This is a genomic window from Catellatospora sp. NPDC049111, assembly GCF_040648615.1.
GTDB lineage: Bacteria > Actinomycetota > Actinomycetes > Mycobacteriales > Micromonosporaceae > Catellatospora > Catellatospora aurea.
On record NZ_JBEZEB010000022.1, the window covers coordinates 83,749 to 105,664 of the forward strand.

General features: G+C 73.0%; 20 protein-coding genes. 9 read left to right on the forward strand and 11 right to left on the reverse strand.

Annotated features, from left to right (window positions below; translation table 11 throughout):
- Positions 1 to 19: 19 nt before the first annotated feature.
- On the reverse strand, positions 20 to 652 hold the full coding sequence (locus AB0B66_RS26460) for a uridine kinase (protein WP_360534938.1): 633 nt from the start codon (positions 650 to 652) through the stop codon (positions 20 to 22).
- Between the two features lie 57 nt (positions 653 to 709).
- Here AB0B66_RS26460 and AB0B66_RS26465 point away from each other — a divergent pair, with 57 nt between their 5' ends.
- Positions 710 to 1,879, forward strand: coding sequence for a nucleoside 2-deoxyribosyltransferase domain-containing protein (locus AB0B66_RS26465; RefSeq protein WP_360534940.1), 1,170 nt, complete (start codon positions 710 to 712; stop codon positions 1,877 to 1,879).
- Between the two features lie 6 nt (positions 1,880 to 1,885).
- Here AB0B66_RS26465 and AB0B66_RS26470 read toward each other — a convergent pair whose 3' ends face one another.
- The gene (locus tag AB0B66_RS26470) at positions 1,886 to 2,716 is read right to left on the reverse strand and encodes an inositol monophosphatase (protein ID WP_360534942.1); all 831 of its coding nucleotides are present in this window, start codon (positions 2,714 to 2,716) and stop codon (positions 1,886 to 1,888) included.
- Positions 2,717 to 2,741: 25 nt separating this feature from the next.
- On the opposite strand from AB0B66_RS26470, the gene AB0B66_RS26475 reads away from it, so the two are divergent.
- From AB0B66_RS26475 to AB0B66_RS26495, 5 genes are all read left to right on the forward strand, one after another.
- Positions 2,742 to 4,505: a stealth family protein gene (locus AB0B66_RS26475; protein WP_360534944.1), complete on the forward strand. Its 1,764-nt coding sequence runs from the start codon at positions 2,742 to 2,744 to the stop codon at positions 4,503 to 4,505.
- Position 4,506: 1 nt separating this feature from the next.
- Positions 4,507 to 6,522, forward strand: coding sequence for a PIG-L family deacetylase (locus AB0B66_RS26480; RefSeq protein ID WP_360534946.1), 2,016 nt, complete (start codon positions 4,507 to 4,509; stop codon positions 6,520 to 6,522).
- Positions 6,523 to 6,551: 29 nt separating this feature from the next.
- Entirely contained in the window at positions 6,552 to 7,124 is a 573-nt protein-coding gene (locus AB0B66_RS26485) for a TIGR03086 family metal-binding protein (protein ID WP_360534948.1), read from the forward strand.
- A gap of 123 nt (positions 7,125 to 7,247) precedes the next feature.
- Positions 7,248 to 7,508: a hypothetical protein gene (locus AB0B66_RS26490; RefSeq protein ID WP_360534950.1), complete on the forward strand. Its 261-nt coding sequence runs from the start codon at positions 7,248 to 7,250 to the stop codon at positions 7,506 to 7,508.
- A 225-nt stretch (positions 7,509 to 7,733) separates the two neighbouring features.
- A complete protein-coding gene (locus AB0B66_RS26495) occupies positions 7,734 to 10,214 on the forward strand; it encodes a DUF3516 domain-containing protein (protein WP_360534952.1) in 2,481 nt (826 codons plus the stop codon).
- Between the two features lie 63 nt (positions 10,215 to 10,277).
- On the opposite strand, the gene AB0B66_RS26500 is transcribed toward AB0B66_RS26495, so the two are convergent.
- Positions 10,278 to 10,673 (reverse strand): RidA family protein, encoded by a 396-nt coding sequence (locus tag AB0B66_RS26500; protein ID WP_360534954.1) that lies wholly within the window; start codon positions 10,671 to 10,673, stop codon positions 10,278 to 10,280.
- A gap of 30 nt (positions 10,674 to 10,703) precedes the next feature.
- Positions 10,704 to 11,933, reverse strand: a complete 1,230-nt coding sequence (locus tag AB0B66_RS26505; protein ID WP_360535018.1) for a threonine/serine exporter family protein — start codon at positions 11,931 to 11,933, stop codon at positions 10,704 to 10,706.
- A 75-nt stretch (positions 11,934 to 12,008) separates the two neighbouring features.
- On the opposite strand from AB0B66_RS26505, the gene AB0B66_RS26510 reads away from it, so the two are divergent.
- Positions 12,009 to 12,800 (forward strand): alpha/beta hydrolase, encoded by a 792-nt coding sequence (locus AB0B66_RS26510; RefSeq protein ID WP_360534956.1) that lies wholly within the window; start codon positions 12,009 to 12,011, stop codon positions 12,798 to 12,800.
- 296 nt (positions 12,801 to 13,096) lie between these two features.
- Positions 13,097 to 13,336, forward strand: a complete 240-nt coding sequence (locus tag AB0B66_RS26515; protein ID WP_360534958.1) for a hypothetical protein — start codon at positions 13,097 to 13,099, stop codon at positions 13,334 to 13,336.
- A 14-nt stretch (positions 13,337 to 13,350) separates the two neighbouring features.
- Here the strand turns inward: AB0B66_RS26515 and AB0B66_RS26520 are convergent, their stop codons facing one another.
- On the reverse strand, positions 13,351 to 13,983 hold the full coding sequence (locus AB0B66_RS26520; protein ID WP_360534960.1) for an alpha-ketoglutarate-dependent dioxygenase AlkB: 633 nt from the start codon (positions 13,981 to 13,983) through the stop codon (positions 13,351 to 13,353).
- Positions 13,984 to 14,204: 221 nt separating this feature from the next.
- On the opposite strand from AB0B66_RS26520, the gene AB0B66_RS26525 reads away from it, so the two are divergent.
- Positions 14,205 to 16,352, forward strand: a complete 2,148-nt coding sequence (locus AB0B66_RS26525) for a protein kinase (RefSeq protein ID WP_360534962.1) — start codon at positions 14,205 to 14,207, stop codon at positions 16,350 to 16,352.
- A gap of 42 nt (positions 16,353 to 16,394) precedes the next feature.
- Here AB0B66_RS26525 and mscL read toward each other — a convergent pair whose 3' ends face one another.
- The 6 genes from mscL to cmk form a co-directional block, all read right to left on the reverse strand.
- Complete coding sequence (gene mscL / locus AB0B66_RS26530) at positions 16,395 to 16,829, reverse strand: large conductance mechanosensitive channel protein MscL (RefSeq protein ID WP_360534964.1); 435 nt, start codon at positions 16,827 to 16,829, stop codon at positions 16,395 to 16,397.
- A gap of 60 nt (positions 16,830 to 16,889) precedes the next feature.
- Positions 16,890 to 17,921 carry an NAD(P)/FAD-dependent oxidoreductase gene (locus AB0B66_RS26535; protein ID WP_360534966.1) on the reverse strand — a complete coding sequence of 344 codons (1,032 nt, stop codon included), beginning with the start codon at positions 17,919 to 17,921 and terminating at the stop codon, positions 16,890 to 16,892.
- An 87-nt stretch (positions 17,922 to 18,008) separates the two neighbouring features.
- Positions 18,009 to 18,521 (reverse strand): isoprenylcysteine carboxyl methyltransferase family protein, encoded by a 513-nt coding sequence (locus tag AB0B66_RS26540; RefSeq protein WP_360534968.1) that lies wholly within the window; start codon positions 18,519 to 18,521, stop codon positions 18,009 to 18,011.
- A gap of 4 nt (positions 18,522 to 18,525) precedes the next feature.
- Positions 18,526 to 19,608, reverse strand: coding sequence for a type III polyketide synthase (locus AB0B66_RS26545; protein ID WP_360534970.1), 1,083 nt, complete (start codon positions 19,606 to 19,608; stop codon positions 18,526 to 18,528).
- A 170-nt stretch (positions 19,609 to 19,778) separates the two neighbouring features.
- Positions 19,779 to 21,203 (reverse strand): ribosome biogenesis GTPase Der, encoded by a 1,425-nt coding sequence (der, locus tag AB0B66_RS26550; RefSeq protein ID WP_360534972.1) that lies wholly within the window; start codon positions 21,201 to 21,203, stop codon positions 19,779 to 19,781.
- Positions 21,200 to 21,868: a (d)CMP kinase gene (cmk, locus tag AB0B66_RS26555; protein ID WP_360534974.1), complete on the reverse strand. Its 669-nt coding sequence runs from the start codon at positions 21,866 to 21,868 to the stop codon at positions 21,200 to 21,202. The genes der and cmk overlap by 4 nt, the downstream gene beginning before the upstream one ends.
- Positions 21,869 to 21,916: the final 48 nt, after the last annotated feature.

Genomic DNA, 21,916 nt, shown 5'->3' on the forward strand with positions numbered 1-21,916 from the left:
CGGCCACCGGCCGCGCGCCCTAATCGATGGACATGATCGCCGGATGGCGGGCGTCGTCGACCTTCACCACCAGGTCGGCGAACGTCTGCGGGGCCACCTCGTCCGCGTAGCGCGCGTACGCGGGCAGCACCCACGCCTCCTCCGGCGGGGTGTGCCGGGCCAGCGCCGCCGGTGACATCACCAGGTGCACGGCCAGCTCGAACGGCAGCCCCGAGCCGAGCAGCAGGTCTCCGCTGACCAGCAGCACCGCGCCGGGCGGCAGGGTCAGGTAGGCGGCCCGGGTGGCCCGGTCGCGCACCGGGTCCCGCAACGTCGGCAGCACCCGGCCGGTGCCGCCCGGCCCGAGCGGGTCGAGCACCTCCCGGCGCAGCCCGGCCTCGTCGGCCCAGCCCTCGTAGTACGCGTCGGGGTTGGTGCGGCCGAACTCCCACCGCACCGACTTCGGGCGCAGAAAGTCGGCGGTGCGCACGTGCAGCACCTCGTGGCCGAGTTCGCGCAGCGGGTCCACCAGCGCCTGCGCGAGCCGGTCCGGCCCGGCGGCGGGCGCGCCGTCCAACGCCACCCGGGTCCACCCGTCCGGGTCGGCGACCTTGCCGATCCGCTCGACCAGCTCGCTCACCAGTCCCTCGGGCGTCACCGGCCGCACTCGCATCCACCCACCCTACCGACGGCCGCCGTGGTCGCGGCCACGCGTGCGACGATCATCGGCATGGAGAGCCCGCGCGAGGTCGTCACCGTGTACGCCGGCGAGCAGCCCCCGGACTCCTGGGACGCGGCCCTGTTCCTGGCCGGGCCGACGCCCCGTACGCCCGACGTCTTGTCCTGGCGGCCGCAGGCCCTGGACCTGCTCGCACAGCTCTGGACCGGACCGGGCCGGCTGGTGGTGTTCGTGCCCGAGCGGCCCGAGGGCGGCATGCCGCACGGCTGGCTGCGCCAGGTCCAGTGGGAGGACACCTGCCTGCACCTGTCGGACGCGGTCGTCTTCTGGGTGCCGCGCGACCTGGCCACCCTGCCCGGGTTCACCACCAACGTCGAGTGGGGGCGCTGGGAGTCCAGCGGCCGGGTGGTGCTCGGCGCGCCGCCGGACGCCCCGGGGCTGCGCTACCTGTCCCACTACGCGCAGCTGCACGGCGCGCCGGTCGCCGACACCCTCGACGACACCCTGTCCGCGGCGCTGGCGCTGCTCGGCGGCGGGTCCCACCGGGCGGGCGCGCACCGCGAGCTGCCTCTGGCGCTGTGGCACGTCGAAGGCGTGCGGACGTGGCTGGCCGGGCAGGAGGCGGCCGGCAACCGGCTGCGCTCGGCGCGGGTCGCCTGGACCTGGCCCGGCCCCGACGGGCGGGCGTTCTGGTGGGCCGCGCACGTCGGCGTGGAGGTCGCCGCCGAGGGCCGGGTCAAGGACAACGAGGTCGTCATCGGCCGCCCGGACGTCAGCGCGGTGGTGGCCTACCTGCCCGGCGGCAGCCTGCCCGAGACCCGGATCGTGCTGGTGCGCGAGTTCCGCTCCAGCGCCGTCACCACCGACGGGTACGTGCACGAGCTGCCCGGCGGCTCCCAGCCGGGGGCGGCCGACCCGCGCCTGGTAGCACTCGCGGAGCTGGCCGAGGAGACCGGCCTGGAGGTCGACGCGGCCCGACTGCGCTCGCACGGCGTACGCCAGCCTGCCGCGACCGTGTCGGCGCACCGGGTGCACCTGTTCAGCCTCGAACTGACCGAAGCCGAGCTGGACGCGCTGGAGACCGGCCCCCAGCGCCACGGCGTCGCCACCGACGGCGAGCAGACGACCCTGGAGTTCACCACCTACTCCCGCCTGCTGGCCGACCCTGACGTCGACTGGACCACCGTCGGCCTGATCACCGCGGCCCTGTCGGCCGGCTGACGGGCGTCAGGGCTTGTCGGGGGTCGGCTGGAGGGCCGAGAGGACCAGCCGGGCGGTGTCGGCGTCCGGGGCGACCAGGAAGGGCATCGGGTTGCCGCCGCCGATGCGGAACGGGCTGCCGTCGGCGGCCATGGCCACTCCCCCGGCCTCGGCGTGCAGCAGCAGCCCGGCCGCGTGGTCCCAGGGCAGCTCCCAGGTCAGCACCATCGCGGTGCGCCGCCCGCTGGCGAGCTGGATGTACTCCAGGCCCGAGGTGTCGAAGAACGACAGTGCCACCCCGTGCCTGCTGAGCTCGTGGAACCCGGCGCGCTCCGAGGGCTTCCACCAGATCGGCGGCGAGACGCTGACGTCGAGGTGGCGCAGGGTCGGCTCGACGGGCCGCACCCGCACCCGCTGCCCGTCGACGTACGCCCCACCGCCCGCGGTGGCCACCGCCATCAGGTCCATCATCGGGGCGTACGTCCACGACGCGAGCAGCCGCCCGCGGTGGGCCAGCGCCACCAGGGTGGTGAACCGAGGGCTGCCGCTGACGAAGTTGTGCGTGCCGTCGATCGGGTCGACGATCCACACCGGGGCGTCGCCGTCGACCGCGGTGAGCAGTCCCGGGTCGGCCGCGACCGCCTCCTCGCCGACCATGACCGAGCCGGGCACCAGCGCGGTCAGGTGCTTTGCCAGCTCCTCCTCGGCGGCCCGGTCGGCGACGGTCACGTAGTCGGTCTCGGAGGACTTGTAGCCGATGTCGGCCGCGGCAAGGCGGCCGAACCTGGGCAGGATCTGCTCCTCGGCGACGCGGCGGACCGCGCGCTCGACCTCGGCCACATCTGTCGCGTCCAGCACCCACCCAGCCTGCCACCACACCGAGGTGTCGCCTTTTCCGGGGCTGGATCGTTATTACGGCGTGATCTTCCAGGTGCCGGGCCGCTCCGCTGCGATGGCCGCGCTGTCCCGCAGGTCGGTGGACCTGCTTCTGCCGCGTGTCAGACGGGCCGGGGGGCCGGCCGAGCGGTGGGCGCGTTCGGCGGTGCGGTGGCATCTGACCAGCCGGTACGACACGAGCGAGCTGCGGCTGGTGCCGACGGCGCACGGCCCGGCGCTGGCCCGGCCGCTGACCGAGGCGACGCCGCTGGCCGCGCGGCGGCTCAACCTGGAGACGGTGCTGACGGTGCTGCGCGACGCGGGAGTCGACCACTTCTGCGTGCGGGGTTACGACGACAAGGCGTCGGCGGTCGCCATCGGGTCCGGCGGGCGGCGTGAGGCGTGGAAGGCGCTGCGGCGCGAGGCGCTGCGGCGGCCGCTGTTCGTCGCGGCCGTCACCGACCAGGGCGTGCAGACGCCGATGCCGGCCACCTCCCACCACGCCTGGCGCACGCTGGCCGGACACCGGGTTATCCGGCTGATCCAGTACGTCTGCGACCCGTCGGGCTCGCTGCTGCTCGGCACCGCGCACGGCTGCGACCTGGAGGTGTGGTCGCGCACCCCGCAGGGGCCGCTGCACGCGCCCCGGCCCAACCGGGCCGCCGACCTGGTCCCGGCCACCGGCCCGGCGGTTCAGCTCGACGAGGCGGTCTTCACCCGGATGACGTCGGCGCACGTGCCCGGCCAGGCGCAGCGCCCCACCCGGCCGGAGTTCGCCGGCACCCTGCTCGACGACATCACCTTCCCCGTCGACGTCGTCTACACCTGGGTCGACGACGAGGACCCGGCCTGGCAGGCCCGCCGCGACGCCGCGCTGGCCGCACAGGACCGGCCGCCGGCAGCCCACGCCACGGGGACGTCGCGCTTCGCCAACCACGACGAGCTGCGCTACTCGATGCGCTCGCTGCACCTGTACGCGCCGTGGGTGCGCCGGATCTGGCTGGTCACCGACGACCAGGTGCCGTCGTGGCTGGACACCTGCCACGACCGGGTGCGGGTGGTCACGCACAAGGAGCTGTTCGGCGACCACGGCCGCCTGCCGACCTTCAACTCCCACGCCATCGAGAGCCGCCTGCACCACATCGACGGGCTCAGCGAGCACTTCGTCTACTTCAACGACGACGTGTTCGTCGGCCGGCCGATCAACGCGCTGAAGTTCTTCCAGCCCAACGGGCTGTCGAAGTCGTTCCCGTCGAAGGGCAAGGTCGCCCTGGGCCCGGCGGACGCCGCCGACCTGGCGCCGACCGCGGCGGGCAAGAACAACCGCGCGCTGATCGCCCGCGACTTCGGCCGCCACCTGACCTACAAGATGAAGCACGTCCCGCACGCGCTGCGCCGCGACGTGCTCGCCGAGATGTCCGACCGGTACGCCCAGGAGCTGGAGCGCACCGCCGGCAACCCGTTCCGGGACCCGTCGGACGTCTCGCTGGTGTCCTCGGCGTACCACTACTACGCGCTGTCCACCGGACGGGCCGCCATCGACCGGATCACCAGCACGTATGTGAGCCTGGCCGCGTCCGACACGAAACGGCAGCTCGCGGGGGTGCTCGCCCGCCGTGACCAGGACGTGTTCTGCGTCAACGACGAGGACGGGACACCCGAGCAGCGGCAGGGCCGGCAAGAGCTGCTGCGGGACTTCCTGTCGGCGTACTTCCCGGTGGCGGCGCCGTGGGAGCTGCCGGGGCCGGACGCCGCGCGACAGGACGGCTGACTTGCACCGGCGCACGGCGCTGCGCGCCCTGCTGCTGGCCGGCGGCGGGGTGGTCGGACTTGGCCTGACCCGGCCCTGGGAACGGGTCTGGTCGGCGGGCGCGCCGCCGCGCGCCGCGGCGTTCCTCAACATCTGCGCGCACCCCGACGACGACCTGTACTTCCTCAACCCCGACGTGATGCAGGCCCTCGACGGCGGCAACGCGGTGACCAGCGTCTACCTCACCGCCGGGGAGGCCAACGGCGTCAACGCGCAGCTCGGCGGGGGCCGCAAACCGAAACCTGACTTCGAGGGGTACGCCGCGGCGCGGCAGTACGGCATCCGCTCGGCGTACGCGGCGATGGCGACCGGCGACCCCGACAGCGCGTGGCGGCGCGAGGTCCGCCACCTCGGCGACGCGGTGTACGAGACCGCCACGCTCGCCGCCGCCCCGCACGTCACGCTGGCGTTCCTCAACCTGCGCGCACCGGTCGACGGCCCCGGCGCCAACCGGCTGGAGTGGCTCTGGGACGGCCGCCGCGACGCCCAGCCCTACCTGCGGCCCACCGACAGCCCCCTGCCCGCGGCCGGCCGGCTGACCCGCGACGAGGTGCTCGGCATCCTTGCGTCGCTGCTGGACACCGCCGAGCCGACGGTGGTCCGCACCCTGGATCCCGCCCCGGAGCACCTGAAATACGCCGAGGGCGACGTCGAGTACTCCGACCACACCGACCATCTGTACGCGGCGTGGTTCGCGTTCGAGGCGGTGCGCCGCCACCGGCGGGCCGGCGAGGCGGTGCAGGTGCAGAGCTACCGCGGCTACTTCAACAAGTACTGGCCGCGCAACCTCAGCCCCGCCGTGTACGAGCGCAAGTTCTCCTACCTGGACATCTACGGCTGGGCCGACGGGCACGCCTGCGCGGTCCCCTACGGCTGCGGCGACCTGCAGGTCGGCACCCGCGCGCGGGCCAAACGCTACGGCCGCAGCCAGACCCACCGGCACCCGGGCGGCACCACGTGGCTGATCCCGCACGCGACCGGGCTGGCCGCGTACGCGGTGTTCGGCGGCACCGCGCTGAGGTGGCGGCGGGGCACGGACCCCGGCGCGTGGTCGGCTCCGGAGCCGGTCGGCGGCGAGAACCTGCTGCCGTGCCTGTCGGTGGTGTCCACGCCGGACGGGCGGGTGCACCTGTTCGGTGTACGCCAGGATCTGGCGGTCGCCGGTCCGCGCCTGGCCGTGGTGCACGGCGAGCAGGCCGTGCCCGGCGGCCCGGTCACGTGGGCGGAGCTGGGCAACCCGGACGCGGGCGGCGACCCGCTGCGGGCCCGCGAACTCGGCATGCCGGTCGCGGTCGCCGACGCCGACGGCGGGCTGAGCGTGTTCACCCGCGACTTCGACCGCGGGGCCGCGATGCGCACCCGTCCCGCGGGCGGACACTGGGGGCCGTGGATCCGCCTGGGCGGCAAGGGCATCCGCGACGCGCTGGTCGCGGTGTCGACCGGCCCGCGCACCGACCTGTACGCGGTGACCGACGACGAGCTGCTGTGCTGGAGCCGGGACAGCCCGGCGGGCCGCTTCGGCGAGCCGCGGTCGCTGCTGCGCGAGGCGATGGACGGCACCCTGTCGGCCGCCCGCACCGTCGGGGGCGGCCAGGGACCGGTGCTGGTCGGGCATGCCGACGGGGCGACAATGACGGTGCTGCTGGACGGGGTCGCGACCACGGTCCCGGCGGGCGGTGGCACCGGCGCGTTGGCCGGGCTGTTCCGCGACGGGCGCCTGCAGCTGCTGCGCCGCGACGACGCGGGCCGGGTCGGCATCACCGGCGCGCACCCACCCGGCGAGACTCCGGTGTGGACGGCGTCGGGGGCGCTGTTCACCGGCGCGCCCGCGGTGGCCGTGGACGCGCGCGGGCGGGCGTACGCGGCGGTCGTCGGCGCGGACGGCCGGCTGTGGGCGTGCGCCCTGGACGGCACCGCCAAGGAGACCCGCTGGCAGAACGCGCCCGCCCCGACCACGCTGCGCTCCGCTCAGGCGTGAATGTCACCGGGAGCGGGCAGGATCGGGGCATGGACGGCTATCTGACGCTGGACGACCCCCTGGCCGCGTACGACACGATCACCGCCGAGGTCGCGACGCTGGCGCGCACGGTCACCCCGCAGCGGCTGGGCGGCGCGACCCCGTGCGAGGGCTGGACGGTGCGGCGGCTGCTGTGCCACCTCGCGTTCATCAACGACCGCTACGCCACCCTGGCCGAGGGCGCGCCGATACCCGAGGACGAGCCCGGCTACGCCGACCCGGTGGCCGCGTTCGGCGAGCACGCGGCGCGGGCCCGGGCCGCGTTCGGCCGACCGGGTTACCTGACCGAGGTCGCGCCGACGCCGATCGGCCCGCAGCCGGGCGCGGTCACCGTGCAGCACGTCGTCAACGAGCTGACCACGCACGGCTGGGACCTGGCCCGCGCGCTCGGCACGAGCACCGACGTCGCACCCGGCCTGGCCCCGCGAGTGCTGGCGAGCTGGCGTTCCTTTCTGGACGGTCTACCCCGCGACGGCGAACCGTTCGGCCCCGAGCGGCCCGCCCCGGCGAGCGCGACCGAGGCCGACCGGCTGGCCGCGTACCTGGGGCGGGATGCAGGTTGACCTTCGTTACCGGCCGGTACGCCTAGATTGTCCATTCTGCCGCAGGGCCGACCGCCGCTCTTCTAGCGTGGGCCGTGGGTGTCAGCAGGTAGCTGAAACCCAGGCCCGAGGAGGCACGTCAGCATGGCGAAGAACAACCGACCCGACCGCGACCCGCGCGCACCCCGACACGAGGACGCCCAGCACGCGGGCAGCCAGCAGAACCACGCGGCCGGCGGCATGAACGCGCATTCCACGAACCACGCCGAGGCCGACCATGAACATGCGGCGTCCACGGCGACCATGCAGCAGCAGCAGCAAAAGAAGGAGCAGGCGGGCAACTCGCCGACCTCCATGAAGTCCAAGAAGGGCAACCAGCCCAAGCACAACCAGCCCAAGCGCTAGCCCTGGGCACGACGGCGGGCCGCCACACCAGCGGCCCGCCGCCGCTTTTCGCGTTGATCATGAACTTATGGCAGGGTTCGACGGCGTGTCGCTGCCCTAACTTCATGATCGTCGCGCCGGGCGGTGCTCTTGATCGCGGGCGGATGTGGGGTGCGCCACGCGCGGGAGGGGCCGCGGGCCCGGCAGGCGGGCCGCGGGTCGGCGACGTGAGACTATTTACGGACCATGACGCTCACTGATCACCTCCCCCGCGACACCGATCCCGACTCCCTCTTCGACGCCTTCTCCGGCTGGGTCGCCGAGCAGGGCTTCTCGCTGTACCCGGCGCAGCAGGAAGCGCTCATCGAGATCGTCTCCGGGGCGAACCTGATCCTGAGCACCCCGACCGGCTCCGGCAAGAGCATGGTCGCGCTCGGCGCGCACTTCGCCGCGATGGCCGACAACCGGCGCACCTTCTACACCGCGCCGATCAAGGCGCTGGTGTCGGAGAAGTTCTTCGCCCTGTGCGCGGCGTTCGGGCCGGACAACGTCGGCATGATGACCGGCGACGCCGCGGTCAACCCGGACGCGCCCATCATCTGCTGCACCGCCGAGATCCTGGCCAACCTGGCCCTGCGCGACGGCGCGGACGCCGACGTCGGCCAGGTCGTCATGGACGAGTTCCACTTCTACAGCGAGCCCGACCGGGGCTGGGCCTGGCAGGTCCCGATCATCGAGCTGCCCGACGTGCAGTTCGTGCTCATGTCGGCCACTTTGGGCGACGTCACCCGGTTCGTCGACGACCTGACCCGGCGCACCGGGCGGGCCACCGCCGTGGTCAGCTCCGGCGAGCGGCCCGTCCCGCTGATCCACTCGTACGTCACCACGCCGCTGCACGAGACCATCGAAGAGCTGCTGTCCACCAAGCAGGCCCCGATCTACATCGTGCACTTCACCCAGGCCGCGGCCCTGGAGCAGGCCAGCGCGCTGATGAGCATCAACATGTGCACGCGCGCGGAGAAGGACGCCATCGCCGAGCTGATCGGCACGTTCCGGTTCACCGCGGGCTTCGGCAAGACCCTGTCCCGGCTGGTCCGCCACGGCATCGGCGTGCACCACGCGGGCATGCTGCCCAAGTACCGCCGCCTGGTCGAGCAGCTCGCCCAGGCCGGCCTGCTGAAGGTCATCTGCGGCACGGACACCCTGGGCGTCGGCATCAACCTGCCGATCCGCACGGTGCTGTTCACCGGCCTGAACAAGTTCGACGGGCAGCGCATGCGCCTGCTCAAGGCGCGCGAGTTCCACCAGATCGCCGGGCGCGCGGGCCGGGCCGGGTACGACACCCTCGGCACCGTGATCGTGCAGGCCCCCGAGCACGTGGTCGAGAACGAGAAGGCCGTCGCGAAGGCCGCGGGCGACCCGAAGAAGCTGAAGAAGCTGGTGCGCAAGAAGCCGCCGGAGGGTTTCGTCGGCTGGGCGCAGCCGACCTTCGAACGCCTGGTCTCCGCCGAGCCCGAGCCGCTGACCTCCAGCTTCAACGTCAGCCACGCCATGGTGCTCAACGTGATCGAGCGCGGCGGCAACGCCTTCGCCAACATGCGCCACCTGCTCACCGACAACCATGAGACCCCGGCCGCGCGCCGCAAGCACATCCGCCGCGCCGTCATGATCTACCGGGCGCTGCGTACGGCGGGCATCGTCGAGCAGACCGACGACGGCCGCATCCGGGTCACCGACGAGCTGCAGCTCGGCTTCGCGCTCAACCAGCCGCTGTCGCCGTTCGCCGTCGCCGCGATCGAACTGCTCGACGCGCAGTCCCCCGGGTACGCGCTGGACGTGGTGTCGATCATCGAGGCGGTGCTGGAGGACCCGCGGCAGATCCTCTACGCGCAGCAGGACCGGGCCAAGGGCGAGGCCGTCGCGCAGATGAAGGCCGACGGCATCGAATACGAGGAGCGCATGGCGCTGCTCGAAGGCGTCACCTGGCCCAAGCCGCTGGAGGAGCTGCTGGAGGTCGCGTTCGAGTCCTACCGCAAGGGCCACCCGTGGGTCGACGACCAGCGGCTGTCCCCGAAGTCCGTGGTCCGGGACATGTTCGAGCAGGGCATGACCTTCACCGAGTACATCAGCTTCTACGGTCTGACCCGGTCCGAGGGCCTCGTCCTGCGCTACCTCGCCGACGCGTACCGCACGCTGCGCCAGACGGTGCCCGAGGACAGCAAGACCGAGGAGCTGCACGACGTCATCGAGTGGCTCGGCGAGCTGGTCCGCCAGGTCGACTCCAGCCTGCTCGACGAGTGGGAGCAGCTCAGCAACCCCGGCGACGCCCCGGTCGAGGCCGCCCCGCCCGCTGTCACCCGCAACGTGCGCGCGTTCCGGGTGCAGGTGCGCAACGCCCTGTTCCGCCGCGTCGAGCTGGCCGCCCGCAGGCGCTGGGAGGCGCTCGGCGAGCTGGACGCCGCCGACGGCTGGGACAGCGAGGCGTGGCGCGACGCGCTGGAGCCGTACTTCGAGCTGTACGACGAGATCGGCATCGGCCCCGACGCCCGTGGCCCCGCCCGGATCATCATCGAGCAGGGCAAGGACGTCTGGAAGGTGCGCCAGATCCTCGACGACCCCGACGGCCACCACGACTGGGGCATCTCCGCCGAGGTCGACCTGGCCGCCTCCGACGAACACGGCCAGGCCGTCATCACCATCACCGACGTCGGCCAGCTCGGCTCCTGACCCTCCCCCTTGCGCAACTCTTAAGGAGTCGCGGCCACCGGCACCCGCCGGGGCCGCGACTTTTTAAGAGACGCGGCGAGGGAGGTGGGCGTCGACCTCGATTTCGATCTTCATGCGAGGGTCGGCGAGGCCGCAGACGAGCATGGTCGCGGCTGGGCGGACGTCGGCGAAGCGGCGGCGCAGCACCGGCCAGCACGGTTCGAAGTCCGCGCGGTCGGGCAGCAGGTAACGCACCCGCACCACGTCGGCGAAGCCGCAGCCGGCCTCGGCCAGCGCCGCCTCGATGTTGCGCAGGCACTGCTCGGCCTGCTCCACCACGTCGTCGGAGATCGTCATCGTGGCGTAGTCGAATCCGGTGGTCCCGGACACATACACCCGGTCGCCGTCGACCACGGCCCGGGCGTACCCGATCTGCTCCTCGAAGGTCGACCCGCTGAGAATCACCCGCCGCACCGTCACCGCCGCATCCTAACCGCGGCCCGGCCGGATTCAGGCGGAGCGGGAGGTCAGCAGGCGGGAGCTCGCGGTGACGTTGGACAGCAGGCTGGAGCCGACCAGCACGCCCAGGGACACCGCGACCACGGTCAGGAACGCGGTGACCAGGTTGGACCGGCCGGTGCCGGACAGCTCGACCAGCCCGGTCAGGCCGGTCACCCCGACCAGGCTGAGCGCGCCGGGCACCAGCAACCAGAACGACGGCAGGAACACGACCTGCGCGGGCGGGCCGTGCAGCCGCTGCACCGCGTTGGCCAGCGGCACGATCAGCAGCCCGCCGACGAACGCCGCGAAGACGCCGCCGCCGACCTGCCCGGCCAGGTACTGGCCCCCGTACGCCAGCAGGAGCGTGACCAGCAGCCACGGCAGCGAGCGCGACGGAGCGGAGCTGTTGAGGTAGATGCCGAAGCCGAACACCAGCACGCCGACCCAAGGCGCCCACACGCCCAGCGGCTCGCTCGGCGCGACCGCCTGCGCGGGCCCGGCGATCTGCATCCCGGCATAGATGCCGAAGGTGAGCAGGAGCAGCACGTACACGCTGGAGACCAGGCGGCTCGCGCCGCTGATGATGGACCGGGTGACCATCTCCTGCGCGCCCAGCGTCAGCGCCGCCCCGGGCAGGAACGTGGCCAGCGGCGGAATCAGCAGGCTCGCCGGATCCGCGCCCAGTTCCGGGCTGTACCGGTAGGCCAGCACCGTGACCAGCATCGCCGCCGCCACCGGCAGCGCCAGCGACAGCACCTGCACCCGCTCGGCCAGCAGCCGCAGCACGCCGACCAGCAGCCCGAGCAGGGCCAGGCTGAGCAGCGCCCGGCCGTCGCGGACGAACAGCAGCCCGATGCCGACGGTCAGCACGCCGTGGCCGAGCACCGTGACCACCGCGCCGAAACGCGGCGGCGCATCGAGGATGTCCTGCACCCGCTCGATGCCCTCGGCGGGCGGGATCGGGTCGGCCTTGACCTGCTCGAACAGCTTGTACAGCCGATCGACCTGGTCCAGGCGCAGCGGCGGCCCGTCGGCGTTGGCGAAGTCGACGGTGACACCGCCCTCCGCACCGGCCCGGACGAACACCCCGGTCGGCACGACCAGGAACTCCACATCGCCCACGCCGTACGCGTCGGCGATGGCGACCAGCTCGTCCGGGATGCGGTTGGCGGTCTCCCCAGCCAGGCACAGGGCGACCCCGCACTTGCGGAGGAACTCGAGCAGGTTGTCGGGCGGCATGGTCACTGCGGCAGTATGGATCACCGCGGCGCGCGGGAGAAGGCCTGTTGCGGACCGTGGGACGGGGGAAGAAACATGCGGGTGGTACGCGACGGAGTCCGGATCGACTGCCACGACTCGGGTGGCGACGGCCCCGCGATCGTGCTGCTGCACGGCCTGGCGGGCCACGCCGGGGAGTTCACCGAGCTGCGGCGCTCGCTGCCGGCCGGCCTGCGGTGCGTGGCGGTGGACCAGCGCGCGCACGTGCCCGGCGAGCCGGTGCCCACGGACCTGTCGCGGGCGGCGTACGCGCAGGACGTCGTGTTCCTGGTCGAGCACCTGGGCCTGGCACCCGTAGTGCTGGTCGGGCAGTCCCTGGGCGGGCACACCGCGATGCTGGCCGCCGCCGCCCGCCCGGACCTGGTCCGCGGCCTCGTGATGATCGAGGCCGGTCCGGAGGCCGACGGCCCCGACCTGCCCGCGGAGATCGGCGGCTGGCTGGACTCCTGGCCGGTCCCGTTCGCGTCCCGGGAGCAGGCCGCGGCGTTCTTCGGCGGCGGACCGGTCGGCGCGGGCTGGGCCGGCGGGCTGGTCGAGCGCGACGGCGGGTTGTGGCCGAGATTCGCTCGCGACGCCATGGTGGACACGATCGCCACGCTCGTCGGCGCGCCCTCGTGGACCGCCTGGGAGAGCCTCACCGGGCCGGTGCTGGTGGTGCGCGGCGAGCGGGGCATCATGACCGACGTGGAGGTGGCCCGAATGGCGGCGCGCCCGGACACCACCCTGGTGACCGTGCTCGACGCGGGCCACGACGTGCACCTGGACCAGCCTGCGGCGACGGCGGCGGCGATCAGCGCCTACCTGGACGGCCGGACGCCCATCGCGTAGTCCGCGGCCCGGCACCCGGCCCAGTCGCCGTCCCGGTCGTGGTCGCGGTCAGCCCGTCGTCGCGGTCAGCCCGTCGTCGCGGTCGGCCCGTCGTCGCATTGGTGCGAGATGGCCGGCTTGGCGGCACGCCTGTCCGCCGGTCCTACGTCTATTTTGATGTGGCCACATCAAAATAGATGTATACCGGCTCGGTCCTACCCTCGCGAGGCGAGGCGAGGCGAGGCGAAGCCGCACGCCATGTCGCCTGTTGGGCGGAACTCGGACGAGCCGGGCGCGACGAAGCCGACAATGTACCCATGACGGACGAGCATGCGATGCAGCGCGAGCTGGAGCAGGTCGATGCGATGATCGCCGAGTTGCGCAGCCAGGCGGACCAGATCCGGCAGGAGGTAGGCAACCGCGAGGACGGTCCCGGCGATCCCGGCGACACCACCCTGCTGATCAGCAGCGCGGAGGAGCAGGAAGCGCTGGTCGCAGTGCTGGAGGACCGGCGTGGCAAGCTCCGCGAACGCCTCGGCCTGGGCACGGAGGGCTAGCCGGCCCCAGGCGCTCAAGCCACGTTGACCGGGCGGAACTGCACGCTCACCCGTGGCCCGACATGGCGGGTCGTCTTCGGGATGGCGTGCTCCCAGGTGCGCTGGCAGGAGCCGCCCATGACCACCAGGTCGCCGTGGCCGAGCGGGAACCGGATGCTCGGCTCGCCGCCGCCGCGCGGGCGCAGCAGCAGCGGCCGGGGCTCGCCGAACGACACGATGGCGACCATGGTGTCGGTGTGCCTGCCGCGGCCGATGGTGTCGCCGTGCCAGGCCACGCTGTCGCGGCCGTCGCGGTAGAGGCACATGCCCGCCGACACGAACGGCTCACCCAGCTCTTCGGCATAGAAATCCGACAGTGCGGCGCGGGCCTGGTCGAGCACCGGGTGCGGCAGCGCCTCGTCGGGGCCGTACCAGCGCAGCAGGCGGGGCACATCGACCTCGCGCTCGTACATCTCGCGCCGTTCGGCCCGCCAGTCGACCTGTTCCAGCAGCACGTCGAGGATCTGCTCGGAGCCGTGCACCCAGCCGGGCAGGTGGTCGACCCAGGCGCCGCGGGTGAGCGGGTGCCGGTTCACCGCCCCGGCCAGCGGGCCCAGGGCCGCCCGCTCATCAAGATCGAACATCGATGGTTGGTGTGCGTGCGCCATGAGCAGGGATTCTATACCCGCTTCGAACAGGGGTACCAATCCATGGGACTCGCTACCCTGGGTGGGCAGCCAACCGGACGGCAGGGCATGATGACTGCCGAAGCGCTCCCAGACGGCACATCCAATCACGACTGTTGTATGTGGTGTCGAACCGCCCGTCGCGGATGGACGAGCTAGTATGCCGCGCGGGAGCGCAACTGGGAGCCGACTGAGGGTGTCGTATGAGGCCGCTGGGAACCACCGACCCGCACTCCGTAGCAACGTACCGCCTGGTCGGCGTGCTCGGTGGCGGCGGCATGGGGCGGGTCTACCTCGGACAGTCACCGAGCGGACGCTACGTCGCGATCAAGGTGATCCGCCCGGAGCTGGCCGCCGACCCCATGTTCCGCCGCAGGTTCACCCGTGAGGTGGCCGCGGCGCGCCTGGTGAACCCGCTCTTCACGGCAGCGGTCGTCGACGCCGACACCGAGACCGAGTCGCCGTGGCTGGCCACCACCTACATCGAGGGACCGAGCGTGGAGCAGCGGGTGCGCTCCAGCGGCCCGTTGTCGGTGACCGCCGCGCTGACCCTGGCCACCGGGCTGGCCGAGGCGCTGGCCTCGATCCACCGGGCCGGGCTGGTGCACCGCGACCTCAAACCGGCCAACATCCTGCTCGACGACACCGGCCCGCACATCATCGACTTCGGCATCGCGCTGGCCACCGACGCCGAGCGCATGACCACCGGCGTCAACGTCGGCACCCCGTCGTACATGGCTCCCGAACGCATCCAGGGCGAGGACGCCGGTGCGCCGGGCGACATCTTCGCCCTCGGCGCCACCCTGTACTTCGCCGCGACCGGCCGCACGCTGATCAGCGGCGGCAGCATGTTCGAGCAGATCAACCAGGTGACGCAGGGCCGGTTCGACCTGAGCATCCTGCCGATCCAGCTGCGCCCGTTCGTGGTGCGGTGCATCAGCCTGCGCCCGCACGACCGGCCCACCGCCAAGGAGCTGTCGCGCATCCTCATCGGCACCGGAGTGTCGACGCCGTCGCCGGGTTGGTTCCAGCCGCTGATCGCGCTGCCCAGCGGCGAAGCGCAGCCGCTCGAGCCCCCGGCACCGACCTGGGGCACCCCGAAGCTGTGGCAGCGGCGGCCGGTCCTGGCCGGCGCCGTGCTGGGCGCGCTCGGCCTCACGGCGGGCGGCGTGTGGGCGGCGACCCGCGGCGGCGGCAGCGCCACCCCGCCCGGCCGGCCGGCGCCGGCCACCGCGGAACCGACCGCCTCGCCGAGCCCGACCGGCCCTGCGCAGCCCGGGTCGGTGCGCTGGCAGATCAACTCGCAGACCGTCCCGGGCCCCATGAACCTCGTAGTGGGCGACAGTGGGCGGCTGATCGGCACCGACGGGCGGCGTGTGTTCGCCACCGACCCGCCCGGCCCGGGCCAGAACCAGGCCTGGAGCGTACGCATCGACGCCGAGCCGCTCGCCGTCCGCGACTGGGGCCCGGCCGTGCTGGTCACCGCGGACAGCCGCCTGTGGCGGGTGGAGAACGCGACCGGTCGGGTCGGCTTCGAGGGCGTCGACACCGGCGGCACGGTCGGCGATGTCGCGCTGGCCACCGACCGGGCGTTCGTCGGGCTGCCGTCCTCGGTGCGCGCGTTCAACCGGGTCGGCGCACTGGTGTGGCGGCAGGAAGTGATCGAGTCTCCGCTGATCGCCGACATGACCTGGCTGGTCACCAGGCAGGAGCGCAACGGCACGGTGCGGATCACGCTGCGTGATGCGGCCACCGGTGAACAGCAGTGGCAGGTGTCGCACCAGCTCGCCCCGCCACCCGCCGATCAGGGACGCGGCGGACCTCCACCGGGAGGAGGCCCCGGCGGACCCGGCGGCGGCCCGCCCGACAACGCCTGGGAGGCGGTCGAGGCCCGGCTGAGCACCGAGCATCTGCTGCTGCGCGAGGGTGGCGAGTTGCGCCTGCTCCGACTGTCGAATGGCAGTAGGCGATGGTACAAGCCCTGGCAGAAGCCGGTCTCCGCCATCGAGATGATCGGCGACACCGTGGTGATGGCCGCCGACGGCATCTACGGGTTCCGTATCGACACGGGCGTGGAGAAATGGAAGGTCCCCGCGCGCGGTGCGCGCCTGGCGGCGTCGCCGGACGGCAAGCACTGCTACGCCGTCGCCCAGCAGAACTTCGCCGCGATCGATCCGGTGACCGGCGGCAGTGCCTGGTCCAAGGCGCTGCCGCCGGTCGCGCGGGAGGAGAACGTCAGCGGGCTGGTGGTGCGGCACCCGACCGCGTTCATCATGTTGCGGCCGCCGCCGTTCCAGGACACCGAGGTGCCCGACGTGCTCGCGATCGCGCTCACCGCCGGGCCGCGATAGGGCCTGACTCGGTGACGGCGGCCGGCGCGGCGGCCGCGAGGCTCAGCGCTCGGTCGAGTGCTCGGTCTCCTGGCGGGTGGCCTGGGCCGGCACCCGGGCGGCGACCAGTGCGTCGCGGATCTCGGTGAGCAGGCGGATGTCCTCGGTCACCGGTGCGGGCTCGGGCTCCTTGCCCTTGTTGCGCCGCTCGGCCAGCTTGTTCATCGGCAGCACGACCAGGAAGTACAGCACCGCGGCGGTGAGCACGAACGTGATTGTCGCGTTGATGAACGCGCCCCAGTCGATGAAGTTCTCGGTGCCGATCTTCGTCCGGCCGCCGATCTTGCCCTCGCCCGCGCCGACCATTTTGATCACCGGCTCCAGGAAGGACTTGGTGAACTGGTTGACCAGGGTGGTGAAAGCCGCGCCGATGACCACACCGACCGCCAGGTCGACGACGTTGCCGCGCATGATGAAGTTCTTGAAGCCGTTCAGCATGTCCCACACCGTATCCGAGGGCGCGGCCCGCGCCACGGACGCGACACCGTGATCTGACCCCTATCCCGCCAGCACGTTCACCGCTCCGCGGAACAGCGGCGGGACCGCGACGCACAGCGGCACGACCGCGCCGCGCACCGGCCGGGCGGCGGTGAGCAGCACCAGTCCCCGGGTGAGCAGGCGGTAGGTGCGGGTGCGGCGTCGCCACTGCGCCTCGTACCCGGCGAGGTCGTCGCCGGCCAGCGCGGACACCGCGGCCTCGGCCTGGTCGAGGGCCAGGCTGACACCTTCGCCGGTCAGCGCGTCCTCGTACCCGGCGGCGTCGCCGACGAGCAGCACCCGGCCCCGGACCCGGGCCCGCACGGTGCGGCGCAGCGGGCCCGCCCCGCGCACCGGACCGGCCGGCTCCGCGCCGCGCAGGCGTGCCCTCAGCTCGGGGAACCCGTCGAGCAGCGGCTCGTAGCCCAGCCCGGCCCGCCGGTGCAGGATCGCGATCCCCACCAGGTCGGGCGCGACCGGGGTCACGTACGCCTCGGCGTGCGCCGACCACCACACCTCGACCAGGTCCGACCAGGGCGCGACGGCGTAGTGCCGGCGCTGCCCGAACCGCGCCGGGGCGCCCGCCGCCGAGGCGATACCCGCCTCCCGGCGTACCCGCGAGTGCAGTCCGTCGGCGCCGACCAGCCAGCGCGCGCGTATCCCCGCCGCCTCGACGCCGTGGGAGTCCTGCCGCAACCCGGCGACGCGCCCGCGCGACCACTCGACCCCGGTCTGCGCGGCGCGCTCGCGCAGCGCCGCCTGCAGCGTGGTGCGCCGGACCCCGCGGCCCGGCCCGGCCGCGAAGCGGGCGTGGGCCTGCCGCCGCCCCGCCCGGTAGGCGATGCCGTGGAACGGCACCCCCGCCGGGTCGACGCCGAGCGCCAGCAGCCGCGCCAGCCCGCCGGGCATCAGCCCTTCGCCGCAAGCCTTGTCGATCGGGTCGGCGCGCGGTTCGACCACCACCACCGACATGCCCGCCCGCCGCGCCAGCAGCGCGGTCGCCAGCCCCGCCGGCCCCCCGCCCGCGATCAGAAGGTCGGCGTCAAACCCCACGCCGCCGCCCCGGCCTCATCGGATGATCACGGCCGCAGGGTAGGGACACGCCGGTGAACACGTCCGTAAGTTCATGATCGACGGGGCTCACGCGGTGGCCTCCGCGAGGGCGGTGTTTTCGACGCGGATGCGGACGGCCAGGAGGGCGAGGTTGAGCAGGGTGAAGGTGAGGGCGGTGAGCCAGGCGGTGTGGACCAGGGGGAGGGCGAAGCCTTCGATGACGACGGCCAGGTAGTTGGGGTGTTTGAGCCAGCGGTAAGGGCCGCGGTCCACCAGGGGTAGGCCGGGGACCACGATGACCAGGGTGTTCCAGCGGCGGCCCAGGGTCGTCACGCACCACCAGCGCAGGGCCTGGCTCGCCGCGACCAGGGCGAGCATGGTCCAGCCGAGCGCGGGCAGGAACGGGCGGTCCAGCAGCCACACCTCGGCCAGGCAGCCGACCAGCAGGGCGGTGTGCAGGGCGACCATGTACGGGTAGTGGGCACGGCCGTACTCGCGGCCGCCGTTGGCCAGCGCCCAGGCCGCGTGGCGCTTGGACACCACCAGTTCCACCAGCCGTTCGGCGGCCACCGCCAGGATCAGCAGGGTGTACGCGAGCACGCTGTCACCACCTCAGCAGGACGAGTTCGGAGCAGAACCCCGGCCCCATGGCGATCATGAGTCCGGGCTGGTCTTCGGGCGGCGGGCCGGCCATCGCCGCGTGCAGCACGTCCAGCACCGACACCGACGACAGGTTGCCCCGGCCGGCCAGCGACCGGCGGGTCGGCGTCAGCGCGTCGCCGGGCAGGCCGAGCACCTTCTCGATGGTGTCGATGACCTTCGGCCCGCCGGGATGGCAGATCCACGTCGCGACGTCGGTGGAGTCCAGGCCGTGGTCGCTCAGGAAGCCGCGCACGTCACCGCCGAGGAAACGCTCGGCGATCGGGGCGACCTCGTTGGACAGCACGATCCGGAAGCCGCTGGAGCCGATCCGCCAGCCCATCACCTGTTCGGTGTCCGGGTAGAGGCGGCTGCGGGTGGCCAGCACCCGGGGCCGGCCCGGCACCGGCTCGGCCCGCTGCCCGCCGACCATCACCACCGCGGCCGCGCCGTCGCCGAACAGGCTGGACGCGACCAGGTTGGCGGGCGTGGTGTCCTCCTGCTGCACGGTCAGCGAGCACAGTTCGACCGCCAGCAGCACCGCGACCTGGTCCGGGAACGAGCGCAGGTAGTCGTGCAGCCGGGCCACGCCCGCCGCGCCGGCGACGCAGCCCAGGCCGAACAGCGGCAGCCGCTTCACGTCCGGTCGCAGACCCACCCGCGCCGCCAGGCGCGCGTCCAATGACGGCACGGCCAACCCGGTGACACTGGTGGTCGCGACGAGATCGACCTCGTCGGGCCGCACTCCGGCGGCGTCCAGCGCCGCGCGCAGGGCGGCCTCGCCCAGTTCCTGGGCCACCTCGATGAACGCGTCGTTGGCCTGGGTGAACCCGGTCAGCCCGGCGTACTGGTCCAGCGGTAGCGCCAGGTGGCGGGTCTGCACCCCGGTCGTCCGTCCGAACCGGGCGAACACCTCCCGCCCGGGATGCTCGCCGGGCAGGCACATCGCGGTGAACTCGGCGACGATCTCCTCCTGGCGGTACCGATGCGCCGGGAACGCCAGCCGCACCGCCGCCACCTGCGGCACCGACGCATCGATGTGAATCATGTACCGACAGTACCGGTCGCAGCTCCGTCTGCCCACGAACGCCGCGAGGCCGCGCCGTCGCCGTCCGGAATGGATCCGGCACTGCCGATTGACCACGGTCGCGATCAGCCGCGGGGCCGGATACGACGAAGCTCCGCGCGCCGGGAAGGCGGGCGGAGCTTCGTGGACGGTCAGCCGTGGGTCCGGCCCCGACCGCCGGGGCCCTTCTCCTTGCGGGGCTTGACCGCGATGTCGATCGGGCTGCCCTCGAAGCCGAACTCCTCGCGCAGCTTGCGCTCCACGAACCGGACGTAACCCGGGTCCAGCGGCTGCGTCGTGAACAGCACGAACTTCGGCGGCGAGACGCTGGGCTGGGTCGCGAACAGGATGCGCGGGGCCCGGCCGCCGCGCACCGGGTGCGGGGTCGCCTGCACCAGCGCGGTCAGCCACTGGTTGAGCTGCCCGGTCGGGATGCGCTTCTCCCAGCTGGCCAGCGCGGTGCGCAACGCCGGGGCGAGCTTCTCCACGGCGCGGCCGGTCAGCGCGGAGATGTTGACGCGCAGCGCCCACGGGATGCGCTTGAGCTCCCGGTCGATCTCCTTGTCCAGGTAGTGCCGCCGGTCGGCGTCGACGAGGTCCCACTTGTTGAAGGCGAGCACCACGCCGCGGCCGGCCTCCGACACCATCGACAGCAGGCGCTGGTCCTGCTCGCTGATGACCTCGCTGGCGTCCAGCAGCACGACCGTTACCTCGGAGGTCTCGATCGCGGCGGCGGTGCGCAGCGAGGCGAAGTACTCGGTGCCGCTGGCCTTGCCGACGCGCTTGCGCAGGCCCGCCGTGTCGACGAACTGCCAGGTCTGGCCGCCGATGACGACCAGGGAGTCGACCGGGTCGACGGTGGTGCCGGCGACCGAGTCGACGACCGAGCGCTCCTCCCGGGCGAGCCGGTTGAGCAGGCTGGACTTGCCGACGTTGGGGCGGCCGACCAGCGCCACGCGGCGCGGGCCGCGCGGACCCGGCACGTGGTCCTCCAGCGGGGCCTGCTCCGGGAACGCCTCCAGCACCGCGTCGAGCAGGTCGCCGGAGCCGCGGCCGTGCAGCGCCGACACGGGCCACGGCTGGCCCAGCCCGAGCGACCACAGGGCGTGCGTCTCGTACTCCATGTTCTGGTTGTCGGCCTTGTTCGCCACCAGCAGCACGGGCTTGGAGCTGCGGCGCAGCATCTTCACCGCGGCCGCGTCCTCGTCGGTCGCGCCGATGGACGAGTCGACCACGAACAGCACCACGTCGGCGGCGGCGATGGCGGCCTCGGCCTGCGCGGCGATGGCCGCGGCGCGGTCCTTGGCGTCGGGCTCCCAGCCGCCGGTGTCCACGACGGTGAACTTGCGGCCCGACCACGTCGCGTCGTACGCCACCCGGTCGCGGGTCACGCCGGGGATGTCCTCGACCACCGCCTGGCGGCGGCCGATGATGCGGTTGACGAGGGTGGACTTGCCCACGTTGGGGCGACCCACCACCGCAAGGACCGGCTGCGGCGTGACGACAGGCGTGACCGGAGCTTCCTCCGGCTTCGGCTGGTCGACGACCTCCAGCTCGGTCCATTCCGTGTTACTCATACTGCCTTCCTTGCCGTCAGCAGCCGGTGCAGCTCGCTGACGACCTCATCGATGCCCAGCTCGGTCGAGTCGAGCACGACCGCGTCGGCGGCCTGCTGCAACGGGTTGACCTTGCGGGTGGAGTCCAGGTGATCGCGACGGGCCAGGTCGGCCTCGGTCGCAGCGTGGTCGACGGCGTTCTCGGCACTGCGCCGGCGCGCCCGCTCGGCGGAGGAGGCGGTCAGGAAGACCTTCAGGTCGGCGTCGGGGGCGACGACGGTGCCGATGTCACGGCCCTCGACGACGATCCGGGCCGACTCTTCGATGATCGCGCGCTGGCGGGAGGTGAGCACCTGGCGGACGAACGGCACCGCCGAGACCGCGGAGACGGCGGAGGTGACCTCGCCGCCGCGGATCGGGCCGTCCACGTTCTCGCCGTTCACGCTGATCGAGGGCCGCTCGGGGTCGGTCGTGATGATCAGCTCGCAGTCGACGGCAACCTTGGCGATGCCGTCGGGGTCGGTGAGGTCCACCCCGGCCTGCAGCACGGCCCAGGTCAGCGCCCGGTACATCGCGCCGGTGTCGAGGTAGCGTGCGTCCAGGCGCTGCGCCAGCCGGCGCGACACCGTCGACTTGCCCGAGCCCGAGGGCCCGTCCACCGCGACCACGCAGCGCAACTCAGCCACGACCCATCCTCCGCCCCTAGGTTTGATGCTCCCATTCTGCCCGGTCCG